This window comes from Nonomuraea antri (genome assembly GCF_013283785.1).
GTDB classification, from domain to species: domain Bacteria; phylum Actinomycetota; class Actinomycetes; order Streptosporangiales; family Streptosporangiaceae; genus Nonomuraea; species Nonomuraea antri.
The window spans coordinates 1-14,467 of the sequence record NZ_JABCPZ010000264.1 but is presented as its reverse complement, the minus strand read 5'-3'; the positions used below and the strand labels follow the sequence as shown (position 1 = coordinate 14,467).

The following is a 14,467-nucleotide window of genomic DNA, read 5'->3' as shown; positions in this document are numbered from 1 at the left end:
GGAGGCGGCCGCGCATGACGGACGGGGACAGCAGGTTCTGAAGCGCGTGCATCAGCAGATTGGCCATCGAATAGGCCGGGTCGAGAGTCAGGGCGTGTTCGAGTGAGATGGTGGCCAGGACGCTGTCTCCGCCCAGCCACGACGACATGGCCAGCAGCGACGCGGTGGGAACCGAGAATTGGGGCTCCAGCCGTCTGGTGAGGTCTTTCCAGAGGCCGGCGTGGGCCTCGGTCATGAGGGTCCAGGCTTCGTCGCGCACTCTGATGATGGACAGGTCCAGGCCCAGCCTGGCCGCTTCGGCGTCGTCGAGTCGTTCGCCCGCCAGGTGGGCGGCGAGGGCCGCGCGCACTCTGGCCAGGGCTTCCGGGACGTATTCCGCGGCGAAGGCGTTCGTGTCGTCGGCGGCCGCCAGCCTGGCGCGGATCTCGGTGACGGCCGCCGCGGTGGTTCGTCGCATCGCCATGCGCACCGGGCCGGTGATGGGGGCGATGGTGCGTTCCAGCGCCCGGCGGTCGGGCAGCGCGACCATGCCGCGGACGGTCGCCTCGGCCGCTATCTGACTGGTGGTGGGATCGTAGGCGCGCCCTTCCGGTGGGCAGCACATCGGGAGGTCGCAGATGTAGGACCAGTAGCGGCCCTCGTGGGCGCGCAGGGCCTCGCCCACCACCACCTCCGAGTTGGTGGCCAGCAGGCGCGCTTCGTCCACTGCCGGGGTGACCAGCTCTCCCGGGCCGTAGCCGACGATGACGATCTCGGTGACGCCCTCGCGATCGAACAGGCGGGCCAGCGGGGCGAGGGTGCCCGGCGGGAACGGGAGGTTCCACCTCGCCACCACCTTCGCCTGAGCGCGGTCGAGGCCGATCACGATGAGGCTGGTCTCCGGGTGTTCTCCAGAATCCGCATGTCTCATGAGACATCGAGTGGCGCGGGAACCTGCTGGAAGTCTAGCTCTGGATCGATCTCTATTCGAGGGCCGGTGATACATCCGCGGTTCCTTTCGGAGGTCTGGACACGGCAGTGTGGTCGTCGGCGATGCGGCGAGCGGCCTGCCTGCTTGTGCGGTCACGCTCTGTGGATGTGCACGGCATGTGCATCGCGATGCGCGGACCCTTGTGCGGACGATGTGCGGGGTCCGCACATCGCCGATTCCCTATAGACCCCCACGGCCCCGCACAAGCCGCGCACCTCGCGGGCCGCTGATCACTCTGTGTGAGGCGGGCCGGAGGCGTCCGCGAGATCAGCGATTCACTGACCCGAGCGGCGTTCACCGCCTACAGTCTCGCCAATGGGGTACCTGAGACTGCTGAGGCACCGGCCGGTTCTGGTGTTGTGGCTGGCTGAGACGCTGAGCGTGTTCGGTGACCGCTTCTTCACCTTGGCTCTGACCTGGACGGCGTGGCAGAAGTCCGGGGCGGTGGCCATGGGCCTGGTGGTCGTGGCCGAGTACGTCCCCCACATCCTCATCGGCGCGTTCGGCAAACGGCTGATCGCCCGGTTCGCTTCGTTCCGCGCGCTGGCGCGTGTGGAGTTCGCGCAGGTGGCCGTGGTGGGGGCGATGCCGTGGCTGTGGGAGTCGATCGGGCTGGCTGGGGTGTTGGTCGTGCTGCTGCTCATCGGAACCGCCGACGCGATCACCAACCCCAGTCTGAGCAGTCTGGTCCCCGACCTGGCGCCCGCCGATCAGGTGCGGCCTGTCGTCGGCCTGATGAATCTCACGCAGCAGCTCACCTGGGTCCTGGGCCCCGGCAGCGCCGCCGTGCTCTTGGTGTGGATGCCCGCCGAGCACCTGTTCCTGCTGGACGCGAGTACCTTCCTGGTGTCCGGGTGCGCGTTCGTGTGGCTGGCCCGCTGGGTCACCAACGGCGCGTCCCGTCTCGGCCAGGCGTCGGAGCAGGTCCAGGAGGCGGCCCAGGAGGAGGCGCGCGGCAGGGTGCGCGCGCGGACCATCCTGCGTGCCCGGCCGCGCCTGGCCTTGGCCCTGTCGTTGTCGTCGCTCGGCGAGTTCTGCGCCACGGTGGCCACGATCGGGCTGCCGATCTGGATCACCTCCCGGTTGCACGCCGGACCGGCCGCCTACGGGATGGTGCTGACCGCGATGGGGGCCGGCGCTCTGGCCGGGAATCTGCTGTCTTCGCTGCCGAAACTGGCCGGGTTCCCCACGGGCTACTGCCTCACCTGGGCCGCGCGCGGCGCCCTGCTGGCCACCTACGCGGTGACGGACCAGGTGTGGCAGGTCGTCGCCGTCACCGTGCTGGCCAGCCTGCTCACCCCGGTCAACGCCGTCACCCTCACCGAGCGGATATCGCGTCTGCCGGGGCCGGAGCGGCTGCGGATCTTTTCCGTCGAGCTGACCGGGCTGCATGTGGCGGGGATGGGCAGCATGCTCGTGCTGCCCGCGTTCATCGCCGCCGCTCCTGGGCCGGCGTTCGTGGCCGCCGGAACGGTCGTCGCGTGCGGCGGGTTGCTGGCGTGGCTGCTGTGTTCCGTCCGCGCCGACGCCGCCACGGCGGTGGAGACGGCGGGGGCGGGGGCGCGGGCCTAGCTGCGGCGGGCGGTGACCACGAGCGTCGTGTACGGGCCGCCGCCGGGCGCTGCCACGGTGAGGGCACGAATGTCGGTGAAACCGTGCGCGGTCAGGAGCCGCTGCCACTGCTCAGCGGTGTGGGTGTAGTAGATCACCGGCATGCGCACGCCGTCGATGGTGAGGTTGTCGACGCGTTGGCCGGACGGCTCGCCTGCGCGGGGGGCGTTGGCGGAGAAGGCCAGCAGCCCGTGCGGGACGAGCTGGGCACCGATGGCGGGCAGGAGCCGGCCGGGTGCGGCGTACCACAGCGCCCCGTAGATGGAGTAGCAGACCTCCAGCGGGGGCAGGCCGGGCAGGACCGCGGCGGCCTCGCCGTCGATCCACACGATGCCTGGCACGTGCCTCCACCGTCGGCGGGCCTGCGCCACCCGGGCCGGGGCCACGTCCACCCCGTAGACGGCGCGGGTGCCGTGCCGGGGCAGCATGGCGGCGTGCTCACCGGTTCCGCAGCCCAGCTCGGCGACGTGAGCGCCGCTCAGATCGCCGAGGATGTCGATCCCTGGGCCGTGGCCTGGCCAGCCGGTCCACTCGAATCGGGTCAGTTCGTTCGCTGGCAGGCCGTTGCTGTTGTCGAGGCCGGCCACCGCGTTCCAGGCGGTCGCGTTGGTAGCCGCATCCGCCGGTAGGGGCGCGGCAAGGTGCTGGGCCATGGCGATCTCCTTCCAAGGTGAGGGGCGGGGCCGCCCCGGTGAGGGCGGCCCCGCCCGGTCGGCGACGGTTAGGCGCGCATGCCCAGCACGCGGCTGGTCCACAGGGCGTCGAACGCCTCCAGATCGGCCCGGAAGCCGTCCAGGTCGGTGCCGTAGGCGACCACGCAGCCGCCCTTCATGTCGGCCTGGGCCTGGCAGCCGTGCACGAGCCGGCCGCCGAGCGCGGCGTGCGCGAGGATGGATTCGCGGCGCCGGTACTCGTTGAACCAGGCGCCGTGGTAGAGCTCGTCCAGGGCTTCGGCCTCGTGGTGCGGCAGGCCGTAGACGACCTCGGTGGCGATCGGGAAGAACCAGCACGGGCCGACGTTGGAGATGTGCCCGTCGAGTTCGACCTTGTTGAGCGCCATGATCGCGGTGGCCTCGCGCAGCGCCTTGAGCATGGTCGGGGTGACGTTGAGGCCGGGCTCGTCCAGGTACTCCTCGCGGAACAGGTGCGCGGCGACCTGGTAGCCGATCTCCAGGACGCGGGCGGGCTCGCTGGTCTGCTCGGCGTGGGCGCGGATGAAGTCCAGGGCGAGCTGTTCGACGGCGACCTCGGTGCCCTCGTTGGCGATCAGCAGCTCGTCACGGACCTTCTCCCAGGCGATGACGCGCCAGGTCGGGTTCTCCAGGCGGAAGAAATAGCGCCGCGGGTCGATGGTGACGCGCTTGCCCTCGACGGTGATGCCGTCGATGCGGTTCCACGCCGGGGTGAACTCCTCGCCGAGTTCGACGCTGAACGGGGCCAGCGCGCGATCGGAGCTGGTGGTGGTCGGTGCCATGATGTCCTCCGGCACGAGTTGGGGGTGCCCGCCCTGTCGAGGGCGGGGGTCTTGGCGGACCGGCCCGTTGCGGTGTTGTTCCTGCGTTGCGGGCCGGTCTGGTCCCCAGAGTCGGCGGTTGTTCGGCACCAGTGAAGAGGCGCGGCGTTGCCTGCGGTTGCCCTGTGGTTGCTTCGGGTTGCCTTCTTGCTGGCAGGGCTTCACAGCGCGCGTGAGGGCGGAACACACTGAAGGGCGACCCGGACCAAGGGGACGCGACCATGGATACCGCCGTGACTCGCCATCCGCTGACGGTGCTGCTGGAGCGCAAGCACTGGACGTATGGGATGTTTCTCCGGAAGGTGGCCGTCCAGCACCGCGCCAGGGGATTCGGCGGGCTGGCCACCCGCAAGGAGAAGGTGGCCCGGTGGATCTCCGGTGTCGCCGTTCCGCAGGTCACCGCTCAGCTCGCCATGGCCGACGTGTTCGGCGTCGACGAGCAGGAGGTGGCGGCACGTGGCTGGCCCGATTGGCTCCTGGCCGCATTCGATGACGATCACGCCTTTTGGGAGTCGCCGTGGACCCCTGCGGGTAGCGTCACAGTATTGCGGGAAGTGGGAGGGCCGGTGGATCGACGAGGCTTCTTGATCGCATCGACGGGCACGCTGGCCGCCATGGTCGCGCAGTGGGCCACCGCCGAGACCGCCTCGGCCACTCTGTCGGTGGGAAGCGGGCTGACGACAAGCGTGGCCGGTCGCCGCATCGGCGTAGAGGTGGCCGGCCAGTTCGACGCCCGGCTCGCGGCGTTACGGCACCTGGACGACGAGATCGGCTCAGCCCACGTCTACGACGCGGCCACCACCGAGATCCGCATCATCGCTCGCCTGCTGGCCGAGACCACACACAGCGAGCAGGTCGGCCGCCGCCTGCACAGCGCCGCCGCGGAGGCGTGCCGCCTGGCGGGCTGGTGCGCCTACGACAGCGGGCACCACGCCAGCGCCGAACGCCACTTCATCGCCGCGTTGCGCGCGGCCGCCAGCGCCGGCGACCACAGCATGGGCGCGCTCACGCTCGCGTTCTGGGCCAACCTCCGCTACACCGGCGGCGACCCGCGCGGCGCCCTCGACCTGCTGGACGGGGCGCTCTCAGCCCGCCGCAATACCTCCGCGCGGGTGGTGGCGCTGCTGCACGCCCGCCAGGCTCGCGCTCACTCGCTGGTGGGCGAGCCGGTGCCGGCGCTGCGCGCGGTGGAAGCGGCCTTCTCCGCCTACGGCAACGCGGCGCCCGCCGAGGAGGATCTGCCTGCCTTGTACTGGCTCAACACCGGCGAGCTGCACCAGTTCGCCGGAAGCGCCGCCTTGAGCTTGGGCGAGCCCGGCCGGGCGCTGGAGCACTTCGACGCCGCCCTGCGCGGTGAGGACCCCTACGACCGCGAGCAGGAGGCGCGCGGCGCCGCCATCTATCTGGCCCGCCGCTCGGAGGCGCATCTGGCACTCGGCGAACTCGACGCCGCGGTGGAGGTGGCCGAGCAGGTGGTGGAGCTGATGGGCGGGGTGGAGTCGGCGCGCGGCACGAGCGCGCTTGAGGATCTGCGCGGCGGCCTGCTGGGCCACCAGGACGTGCCGGTCGTGCGGACCTTCCTGGAGCTGACGGCATAGCGGGGTGCATCCCGCACGCCCGGCCCCCGCCAGTCAGGTCCGCTGGTCAGGTCCTTTGATCAGGTCCGCTGGTCAGGGCTGTGCTGATCGGGCGTGAGCCGCACACGACGGACCGGCGCACGGCCGCATCTCCTCGCGCCTGCTCAGGCGCCACAGCAGCGGCATGAGCGGGACGCACCACCACAGCGCGGCGCTGGCCAGGATCATCAAGACCGGTCCGACCGGCCCCAGCGGAGCCCACGCATCGGCGGTGTCCTGGTTGGAGCGGCGCCGGGCACGGCAGCCCTGGCACATCCGGGCGGGGTCACGCTCGATGAGCCGGATCATGGCGTGCATGGTCGGCGCCACAGCCAGCGCCATGCTGGCGACCCACAGCAGCACCACCACCTGAAAGGGTGTGATCATGATGCGGCGCGCTGATGCGGGCAGGTGTGCCGGCGCGCCAGGTCGATCCACGCTATGGCGGCGGGGCCGTAACGGCCTCGGGCGGTCTCCTCGAAGCCGCCGTCGGCGGTGCGGCGCCGGACGAAGTATTCAGCCTCCTCGCAGCACAGCGTGTACTCCTCGCAGCAAGACGTCTCCTCCACCCACAGCAGTGCGTGGGTGATGGACGGGCTCCAGACGTACATGGCAGATCACTTCCTGCCGGCGTGGCGGTGGCCAGGACGATGAACGACCGCCGCCCCCCGGGCCTCAGGGTTCACCAGGCGCACGGGTTGTCGGCCCGGCGCTGTCGCTCTGGCCTGGAACCCCGGCACGTCGGCTGCGGCACCGGCAGCGACGGGCCGGGGCGCTCAGCGGGTTCCTCGGCTCTCGCCGCGCTCCTGGCGCGCGTCTCGGTCGAGGACGGCCCAGACGGTGCGGCGCCCGGCTTCGCTCGTGCAGGTTCCCCACGCGCTGGCGTAGGCGGCCACGATGCCCAGGCCACGGCCTGTCTCGGCGGCGAAATCCGGCGGCGTGGGCTGCATCAGCGAGCAGCCGCCGACGCTGCCGGGATCGATGACCTCCAGCAGGAGGAACGCCTCGCCGCGGCTGAGGCGCAGCATCACCGACTCGCGCCCCGGCCCGCGGGCCGGGTGAACGACGGCGTTGGTGAGCAGTTCGCTAGCGACCTGCAGCGCATCCGGCAGCAGCGGGTCGCTCTCGCCGATCCAGCCGGCCAGGACCTGCCGGCCCCGGTGCGGCGCCCTGGCGTTGCGATACAGGCGGACCTTCGAGGTCCGCTCCACCTCCACAGGGGGCTGAGACTCCTTGACCGGCGCGGGCACGGTTGTCGCTGGCACAGATATCACCGACCATCCAAGGGCTGGGGCGTCATGTCCACACGATCAGCTTCTGGTGTGAACCCCCCGGTTCACCTGTTGTCTGAAGACGCTTCCCAGCTTGGCCGCAGGCGGCTACTTTTAGTAGTTAACAGGCGACACACTTGCTTCACAGATCAGGTCCACAGGTGTGGGTGAACGTGTGAACATGAGGGCGGTGCGTGATGGTCGCGAGCGAGCTTGACCCCGGAGCCAGTCCCCTTGCCCTGTTCGGGGCCGAGCTGCGCAGGCTGCGAGAGAGCAAGGGGGTGACCCAGGAGGAGATCGCGGACTACACCCATGTCAGCAAGAGCCTGGTCAGTCAGATCGAGCACGCCAAGCGCACCCCGCAGCAGGACTTCACCGAGCAGGTGGAGACGCTGCTCGGCCTCAACGGCGAGCTGATGCGGCTGCTGCCCCTGGTGCTCAAAACCGGGCCGAAGTGGTTCCAGGCGTGGCCGAAGATCGAGGCAGGTGCGCATAGCCTGCGCACCTGGCAGCCGCTGGTCGTGCCAGGGCTGCTGCAGACGCGCAGCTACGCCCGCGCGATGATCAGCGGCCAGCCCGGCATCACCGAGCAGCGCGTCGAGGAGGCCACCGAGGCACGGATGGCCCGGCAGATCCTGTTCGAACGGGAGGAGCCGCCGATGTATGCCGCGCTCATCGACGAGATCGTGCTGCTGCGCCCGATCGGTGGGCCGCAGGTGATGCTCGAACAGCTCGAACACCTGCTCCAGGTCATGACGCACCCCTGTATCACCTTGCAGATCGTCCCGATGGCCGCCGTTCCGACGATCGGCCTGCTGGGCGGCTTCGTGATCGCCCACCAACCCCAGGGACCGGACACCGTCTATCTGGACTCGGCCGCGGACGGCGAGGTGAGCGATCGCGAGGAGCGCGTGCGCAGGGTTAACCTCAGATTCGACGCCATCCGGTCATATGCCCGGCCGGTTAATGAGACCGCAGACGCAATACGCGAGAAGATGGAGATGCATGAACGTGCATGACGACCTGGCCGACGAGCTGGCGGCGGCGGCCTGGCGCAAGGCCTCGGCGAGCGGCGCCGAAGGAGACTGCATCGAGGTGGCCCCGCTCAGCGGGGACCGCATCGGCATCCGCGACACCGAACGGCCTGACCTGGCGCCGTGGGTGGTGCGTGGTGGGGTGTTTCGCGCCTTCGTGGCCGGCGCCAAGGGCGGCGAGTTCGATTTCTGACTCAACAGCGGAAGGCCCCGGGCATCTGCGGATACGGGGCCTTTCGCTGTTGACGTCGTACGCGCCGTCCAGGCGGCGCACGGTCAAGCTCTTGCGTCGCGCCCGGCGCGGCGGCTGTCCAGGTCGGTGACCGCGCCGTGGCGGCTGTCGATGAACTCGCGCAATGCCTGATTGTCGTGGTGCAGCGCGGCGATCACCGTGGCGGCGGCCTCCAGCTTCTGACGCAGCCGGCCGCATTCGGCGCTGATCTCCTTGAGTTTGGCGCGCAGCTCGTCGAGATCACTGTCACGACGGGCCTCGCCCACGGTGCGGCGGCCGTACTCGGCGACGTGGGCGTCCCACTCGGCCATGACCGCGGTGGCCCGGTTCATCGTGGCCCGGCTGACGCCGGCCTCTTGGTAGAGGTTCTCCTTGGTGAAGGCGCCGTCGGTGTGGCGAGGCCGCCCTGCGATCAGCCGGGCCATTGCCTCGCGCAATGCCCTCTCGGTGGCCTCCGACACGCCGCTCATACCGCACCCCCGTTGCGGCTCGCCAGCTGCTGCTGCGCCTGCTCAGCGCGGTCGATGACCTCCTGCACGTCCTCGGCCTGGCGCTCCAGCGCCGCCCGCCGCACGGCCGGAAGCTTGCCGTCCTGGCGCAACCGGTCGAGGCTGGCCTTCTCGCTTCTCCAGATCAGCAGGTGCTCAGGGCCGATGATGCTGTTGGCGCACCGGCCGGGCTGGCAGCGGTCGATCAGCGGCCCGCGATGCCCGTCGGGGATCTTCACCACGTCTTCCAGGCATTTGGCGCCGACCGGGTTGGCCTCGTTGACGGTGCAGTGGTTGAGCTTGCCGAACCGGATCGAGATGCGCGCCTTGCGCAGCAGGTCCAGCTCCACCCTGCGGTCGCCCTGGCGTGCCTTGCCGTTGGCGACCAGGTCTGTCATCGCGGCCTTGACGTCGTCGAACTGCGCTTTGAGGTGGTCGGCGCCGGGGCCGAAGCCGATGTTCTGTCCGGCGTGGTGGGCGTCGTAGAAGTCGTTCAGTCGCTCGAACCGGGCCCGTTCCACCGCTGTCCCCAGCAGCTTCTCCCAGGCCGGGTCGGGCGCCGCGTAACTGTGCGTGATGCGGTTGGCCAGCGCTCGGGCCGCGACATGCTTGAGCTGGATACCCAGCGCGATCTCCCCACCCGGCTCCGTCTCGATCAGCATCGCCATCGTCTTACGGAACATGTGGGGTGTCACCCGCGACGGAGGGATGTGGAGCCCGTGATACTCGGTTCCCACGTTGACCTTTTCGATGAACTTCCGCACCACCACGAGGCTGCTGAAGCCGTTGGCGTCCTTTCGGAAGGCTTGATGGCTGGAGAAGATCAGCTCATCGTGCTGGGACAGTTGTTCGGCGACCGCGATGGCCTCGGCGACCGGTTCGATGATCCACCAGCGCTCGACCGGCAGGTTGGGGTCGTCCTTACGTTTGATCGAGGTGATGGCCGGAGCGCCGTAGTACTCGGTCACCGCCCCTCTGGCGAGTTCCCGAATCTCCGAATCGCGCATCGTCGTCAACGCTGCGATCAGCACATACGCGGCGGAGCGGAGAGCGAGTTCTTCATCGACCAGAGAGCGCGAGCACAAGCCGGGATGCCACGGACCTGACGTTCCGTCGGGGCGGGTGACGGTGGCAAAGCTTTCGAGCAGGCCGCCGGGCAGAACACGGCCGGCGTCCGCCGCGGCTTGGGCCTTGGCACGCATCCGGCGGACGAGGGCCGTTCCGGGCGTGGGATGGAAGGCCCGCACGTCCTGTTTCAGCCCGATCATCAGGCTCAGGAGCCTCCAGTTGACCCCGCCGGGCGCCATGCCTCGTGCGGTGGGGGTGATACGGCCGGTGTGGACGGGGACACGGTTGGCGGGGTTGGCCAAGAAGGCGTCCAGTAGCTCTTCCCGCCTGGACCTGACGGTGATCCGTGTTGCCTGGAGTTCGGTGTAGCGGCGGCGAGCGGCCAGAATGTCGGCGCTGAAAACGTGAACGTACTGCCAGGCGGCACGGACCATGGCAAACCAGGTGTCGGGCACGATGTTCGGCGTGGAGACGCCGGAGGTCTTGTGGATATTGGCGGCCTTGCGAGCGGTGATGCCGAACCAGGGGTCTGCTGCCAGGCCACCGCCGCTCAGCAGGGGAGACAGCCGATGCAGCAGCTTGATCAGCAGGATGTAGCCGCGTATCGACGCCGGCTCCACTTCCTCGGCTTTGTAGGCGATGAAGGCCCGGCAGTCGTCGTTCTGCCACCGGGTCAGGTCGGCCGGCAGGCCATTCTCGCCGGCCCACGACGCCAGCACGCCCAGCTCAGTGGTGGTCACCCGCACCGATCTGCCCTGAGCTGGGCGCGAGCGCAGGTGCACCGCAGCCCTCACCATCGGATGGGCCGGGTTCAGCAAGGACATGGCCATCTCACGAGCGCGGAGATTCCACACCGGATCGCTCAGGCGGCCGTTGAAGTGGATGTTCCACGACGAGGGCGTGATATTCGCCGGGCGGCGAACTGCGGCCAGCGACCACTTCACGCTCTGTCCGAAGGTGGGAACCGGCACGCCGGGCAGCAGCGGCGCCGACTGAAGCACCGGCTCATCGTCGCCGAACCGGCCGCTGAGCAGAGAAGGGATAGGGGAAGGAGGAGGGGTGATCATAGGTCGAACTCCGCTCGTGCGGCCAGCGGCAACTGCAGGCTCACCTCGTCTTGCCGAATCAGATCTCTGGCGGCGGCGATCTCCGCCGCGGTTCGCTCACTGAGAACCGCGCGCAGGTTGGCCCAGGACTGGCCCCACAGGGCATGGAAGTGCGGTGGGGACAGCCGCAGCCTCAGTTGCTCCAGATGGTCGGAGAACAGGAGCAACTGGGGCAGGTTGGACGGCAGAACGAAGGCGTTGCGGCATTCCAGGCACCGCAGCGGGGCGACAGCGCACAGCTCACCCTGCTTGCTGTAGGGCGAATTGAACGGGTCGCGACACGTCGTCACGCCCATGTCCAGTTCACCGGCGATGATCTGCCCGGCCTGCTCCCGGCTGATCCCCAAGGCATCCAACGCCTCGGGCTGCTCCAACTCCTCGACGGCGGTCTCACTCAGGCTGACCGGTCCGGCCGTCGCGGCTTCGAACCAGGTCTTCTGCGCCTGGTTCACCACGTGCCCGGAGACGACGTGCACGGTGGTTCCGTGAGCGTAGTGCCCCTTGAACGTCTCCACGGTGTGATCGTCGGCGATGTCGGAAACGACGCCACGCCTGGCGATGACCTTCTCGACCTTGCCGGATTTTCGAAGACGGCGGATGTCGATCGGGGCCGACAGTTCCAGGCCGTGACTCTTGGTCCATTGGGAGAAGGAGATTGTTCTGCCGACTATGTCCCCCAGGCGGCTAAAGCGCAGGAGTCGGCCCTTCTTGCTCGCCGCTGCCCGCAGGAACAACGGCATCGGATCCAGGATGCAGTCTCGGCGAGCCCGCTCGGTGAGCGCCATGAGGCGCCGCACCGCCTCCGCCGCGTTGCGGCCATCGCGCCCTCCAGGGGTGAAGGCGTCGACCTCTCCGGCGTCGAAGACCTGGTGCCGCACCGCGTGGGCCCGCTTCTTGCGCATCGTCAGCCGGACGCCTGACGGCGTGAACTCCACGTCGTCCACATTCAGCCCGGCAACCTCCTCCGAAGCCCGCCCCGTCGCGGCCATCAGTAACACCTGAAAGCCGTACAAGTCCTCGTCGCGGGGATAGAGCAGGCTGACCAGGACCGTGACCAGCTGGTATCGGGCCAGGAGCGCACGAACCGGCGCACGCAGCGACGCCAGCCCTACCAGCTCCTCCGGCCATGACGCCAGCGGGGGTAACCCCGCGACAATGTCCACTGCGCTCAGCTGCCGCTCAGCCAGCGCCCACAGCAGGTTGCCCGCATTGAGCCAGCCGTGCTCGTCAGGATGACCCGCCGCCGATGCGATCAGCGCCCTGCCCCGTTCCAGCCTCTCCTCCGCCTGCCGGATCCCCTCCCAGGCCACTCTGATAAGAGATCGTTTCTCCTGCCGCGAGAACTCATCCAGTTCCCTGCTCTTGCCGACCGGGACACCATGGGATGCCGAGACCAGCCGCAGCAACCCCGCGGCCACAACGGCGTCCTGCCGCTGGGCGCGGAATCTCACCAGAACATGCAGGGACTGCGCCCTTTGGACCGGGACCGATGACCCGGCGCCATATCGAGACGGCAACGTACGCCACATCTCGCTGATCAAAGCGGCAAGGTCGGGACGGTCTTCGGTCAGCGAAGCCGCCTGCGGGGCTTCGCAGTGCCGGTCGACGTATTCGGCGAGATCGCGAATGGCCAATCGCAGGCTGTAGGCCAAAGAGGCGGTACCTCGCGCCAAGGCCACGTAGGCCACCCACTCATCCGCCAGTTCGGCAACCAGCGCCGAACACTGATAGGCCATCGGATCAAGATCGATCCACGTGTCCCGGTGGGGGCTCTTGATCACTACCCGGCGAACCCTGAGCCGGCTCGCATCCTGCTCCTGCGCGATCAATCCCAGGACAACCTTCCGGTGCTCACCGCGCCGAGGCATCGGCCGACTCCTTCCGTTCGCTCTCCAGGGCCCGCAGGGCGATCTCCGCGTAGGTGGCGCCGTCATGGGCGCTCCACTCGCGGAAAGCGTCATCGACGTAGTTCATGGGGTCCTCGCTGTAACGCAGATATTCGTAGGTGCTGGAGGTGCGCAGGTGACCCAGGCGGCGCTGGACGGTCAGGACGGGGTTGAGCGCATGATGCTCGGCCAAGGTGACCAGCTTGCGGGGCTGCTCCCGGCGTGCTTCCTGCTGCAGCCGCAGCCGATCGAGGTACTTCAGTAGTTGCAGGGCGAAGGTGTGGCGTGCGTCGTGGAACCGCCACGGCTTGACCGGCAGGATCGGCACCCCGGGTTCAGCGCTGTAGCGGCGCATTCGTCGCCACGCGTCCTTGCGAATCCGGTCCCAAGATGACGGCCCGAGCATCTGCCCGCCGTGTCCGATGAACGCTGCCAGGGGTTCCACGCCGCTGTCGGTCTCGCGGACCGTACGCCGCCGCAGATCCGGATCCATCGCCGACATCAGCATCTTCCGCCGGCGTCCCTCTAGCGTGCCGTGCAGCCTGCCCTGCTCGTGGTCCACCTCGGAGACCACGAACAGGTCCTTGTGACGGCGAGCCAACGACCTGGCCGACACCTCGACAAGTTCGGGCCGCTCCAGCAGCACGTAGTGATCGACCATGTCGAGCGCGGCCGGAGGCACATACACCTCGCGTGGCAGCTCGTACTTGGCGCACTTCTGCAGTTCGAAGACCACTGGCTCGCCCGGACGTCGGATGTCCTCACCCAGCTCGGGCAGCAGTAGCGTCGACCACTCCTGCAGCCGCATCCCCGTGAGCAGGGCCAGTTCCAAGCCCGCCCGGCCCCGGTTCGGCGCCCACCCTCGGAACGTCTCATCGATGCTCCCGTCCGGCAGCGCTCCGCCGAACCCGACATCCCGGAAGAACAGATATTGCTCCACGGTGATGTGCCGGATCTGCATCCCCCGCTTGGTTCCGCTGTGCAGGGAGCTGCGGGTCTGATTCCGGCCGACCAGGCGAAAGGGCCGCCGCTTGATCAGCCCCTGGTCCACCAGGTGTGTATAGAGGCTGTTGATGACCACGGCCTCTTTGTCGAACGTCGGCGCGTCCACCGGGCGTTCGTCGAGCTCCGTCCTGGACGTTCGGTAGGCCACCAGATCGGCCTCGGTTGCGCCGAGGACGTCGGTTCCCCGCTCTGCCAGGAATGCTGCCAGCCGTCGTGCGATGTAGGCGTACGACTGCATGGTTTCGGGTTGCTTGCGCGCGTATGCCAACGACCGGAACCAACTACACAGCGGCTCGACCGGCTGCATCCTCTCATCCACGATGAGAGGAAGACCGTCCGGCAAGGTCCGGTGATCCAGGACCGCCAGCGTGTCGAAGCCATCAGGCTGGGGCCACGAGGGCATGTGCTTCCGGCGCGCATAGAAGATCTCCAAGCTTGTCCTTTCGAGACACTCCCGACCGTGTGGAGTAACCGCCAGGCCATGAGGACCGGACGGGTTCCCGAGCGCCTCGAAGATCTGTACTGAGACAGAGCTGGACTATGAGGAGAACGGGTGGAAGCCCACCAGGTACGGGACCGCGGCCAGGATGTCGGTGGGGCCGGTCAGGGTGAGGTAGGGCTCGGAGGTGTTGGTGGTCATGGGGCAGTAGGGTGCCCGGTTCGGGGG

Annotated in this window: 14 protein-coding genes; 4 read left to right on the top strand and 10 right to left on the bottom strand. The window is 68.8% G+C overall.

Going from position 1 to position 14,467, the window contains the following annotated elements; all coding sequences use genetic code 11:
• Positions 1-910 (bottom strand): DUF4192 domain-containing protein (locus tag HII36_RS47295; RefSeq protein ID WP_173529932.1); only part of this gene is annotated, 910 nt, incomplete at its 3' end.
• Positions 911-1,285: 375 nt separating this feature from the next.
• Here HII36_RS47295 and HII36_RS47290 point away from each other — a divergent pair.
• Positions 1,286-2,542: an MFS transporter gene (locus HII36_RS47290; protein WP_217370844.1), complete on the top strand. Its 1,257-nt coding sequence runs from the start codon at positions 1,286-1,288 to the stop codon at positions 2,540-2,542.
• Here HII36_RS47290 and HII36_RS47285 read toward each other — a convergent pair.
• The gene (locus tag HII36_RS47285) at positions 2,539-3,234 is read right to left on the bottom strand and encodes a methyltransferase domain-containing protein (protein ID WP_173529931.1); all 696 of its coding nucleotides are present in this window, start codon (positions 3,232-3,234) and stop codon (positions 2,539-2,541) included. The two genes, HII36_RS47290 and HII36_RS47285, sit on opposite strands and share 4 nt — an antisense overlap.
• 68 nt (positions 3,235-3,302) lie before the next feature.
• On the bottom strand, positions 3,303-4,055 hold the full coding sequence (locus HII36_RS47280; protein WP_173529930.1) for a hypothetical protein: 753 nt from the start codon (positions 4,053-4,055) through the stop codon (positions 3,303-3,305).
• Between the two features lie 260 nt (positions 4,056-4,315).
• On the opposite strand from HII36_RS47280, the gene HII36_RS47275 reads away from it, so the two are divergent.
• On the top strand, positions 4,316-5,692 hold the full coding sequence (locus HII36_RS47275; RefSeq protein WP_173529929.1) for a tetratricopeptide repeat protein: 1,377 nt from the start codon (positions 4,316-4,318) through the stop codon (positions 5,690-5,692).
• Positions 5,693-5,764: 72 nt separating this feature from the next.
• Here HII36_RS47275 and HII36_RS47270 read toward each other — a convergent pair whose 3' ends face one another.
• The 3 genes from HII36_RS47270 to HII36_RS47260 all read right to left on the bottom strand — a co-directional run bounded on the left by HII36_RS47270 (position 5,765) and on the right by HII36_RS47260 (position 6,975).
• Positions 5,765-6,097, bottom strand: coding sequence for a hypothetical protein (locus tag HII36_RS47270; protein ID WP_173529928.1), 333 nt, complete (start codon positions 6,095-6,097; stop codon positions 5,765-5,767).
• Positions 6,094-6,321, bottom strand: coding sequence for a hypothetical protein (locus tag HII36_RS47265; protein WP_173529927.1), 228 nt, complete (start codon positions 6,319-6,321; stop codon positions 6,094-6,096). The genes HII36_RS47270 and HII36_RS47265 overlap by 4 nt, the downstream gene beginning before the upstream one ends.
• A 165-nt stretch (positions 6,322-6,486) precedes the next feature.
• The gene (locus HII36_RS47260; RefSeq protein ID WP_173529926.1) at positions 6,487-6,975 is read right to left on the bottom strand and encodes an ATP-binding protein; all 489 of its coding nucleotides are present in this window, start codon (positions 6,973-6,975) and stop codon (positions 6,487-6,489) included.
• Positions 6,976-7,178: 203 nt separating this feature from the next.
• Between HII36_RS47260 and HII36_RS47255 the strand changes: the two genes are divergently transcribed.
• Together HII36_RS47255 and HII36_RS47250 are read left to right on the top strand one after the other, a co-directional pair.
• Positions 7,179-8,000: a helix-turn-helix domain-containing protein gene (locus HII36_RS47255; protein WP_236004713.1), complete on the top strand. Its 822-nt coding sequence runs from the start codon at positions 7,179-7,181 to the stop codon at positions 7,998-8,000.
• A complete protein-coding gene (locus HII36_RS47250; RefSeq protein ID WP_173529924.1) occupies positions 7,987-8,208 on the top strand; it encodes a DUF397 domain-containing protein in 222 nt (73 codons plus the stop codon). The genes HII36_RS47255 and HII36_RS47250 overlap by 14 nt, the downstream gene beginning before the upstream one ends.
• Positions 8,209-8,291: 83 nt before the next feature.
• Here HII36_RS47250 and HII36_RS47245 read toward each other — a convergent pair whose 3' ends face one another.
• From HII36_RS47245 to HII36_RS47230, 4 genes are read right to left on the bottom strand one after another with little or no spacing between them, the layout of a single operon-like run.
• Positions 8,292-8,717 carry a hypothetical protein gene (locus HII36_RS47245; protein WP_173529923.1) on the bottom strand — a complete coding sequence of 142 codons (426 nt, stop codon included), beginning with the start codon at positions 8,715-8,717 and terminating at the stop codon, positions 8,292-8,294.
• Positions 8,714-10,870: a hypothetical protein gene (locus tag HII36_RS56150; RefSeq protein ID WP_217370843.1), complete on the bottom strand. Its 2,157-nt coding sequence runs from the start codon at positions 10,868-10,870 to the stop codon at positions 8,714-8,716. The genes HII36_RS47245 and HII36_RS56150 overlap by 4 nt, the downstream gene beginning before the upstream one ends.
• Positions 10,867-12,738, bottom strand: coding sequence for a hypothetical protein (locus tag HII36_RS47235; RefSeq protein WP_217370842.1), 1,872 nt, complete (start codon positions 12,736-12,738; stop codon positions 10,867-10,869). The genes HII36_RS56150 and HII36_RS47235 overlap by 4 nt, the downstream gene beginning before the upstream one ends.
• A 22-nt stretch (positions 12,739-12,760) precedes the next feature.
• Positions 12,761-14,233 (bottom strand): hypothetical protein, encoded by a 1,473-nt coding sequence (locus tag HII36_RS47230; RefSeq protein ID WP_173529921.1) that lies wholly within the window; start codon positions 14,231-14,233, stop codon positions 12,761-12,763.
• Between the last annotated feature and the right edge of the window lie 234 nt (positions 14,234-14,467).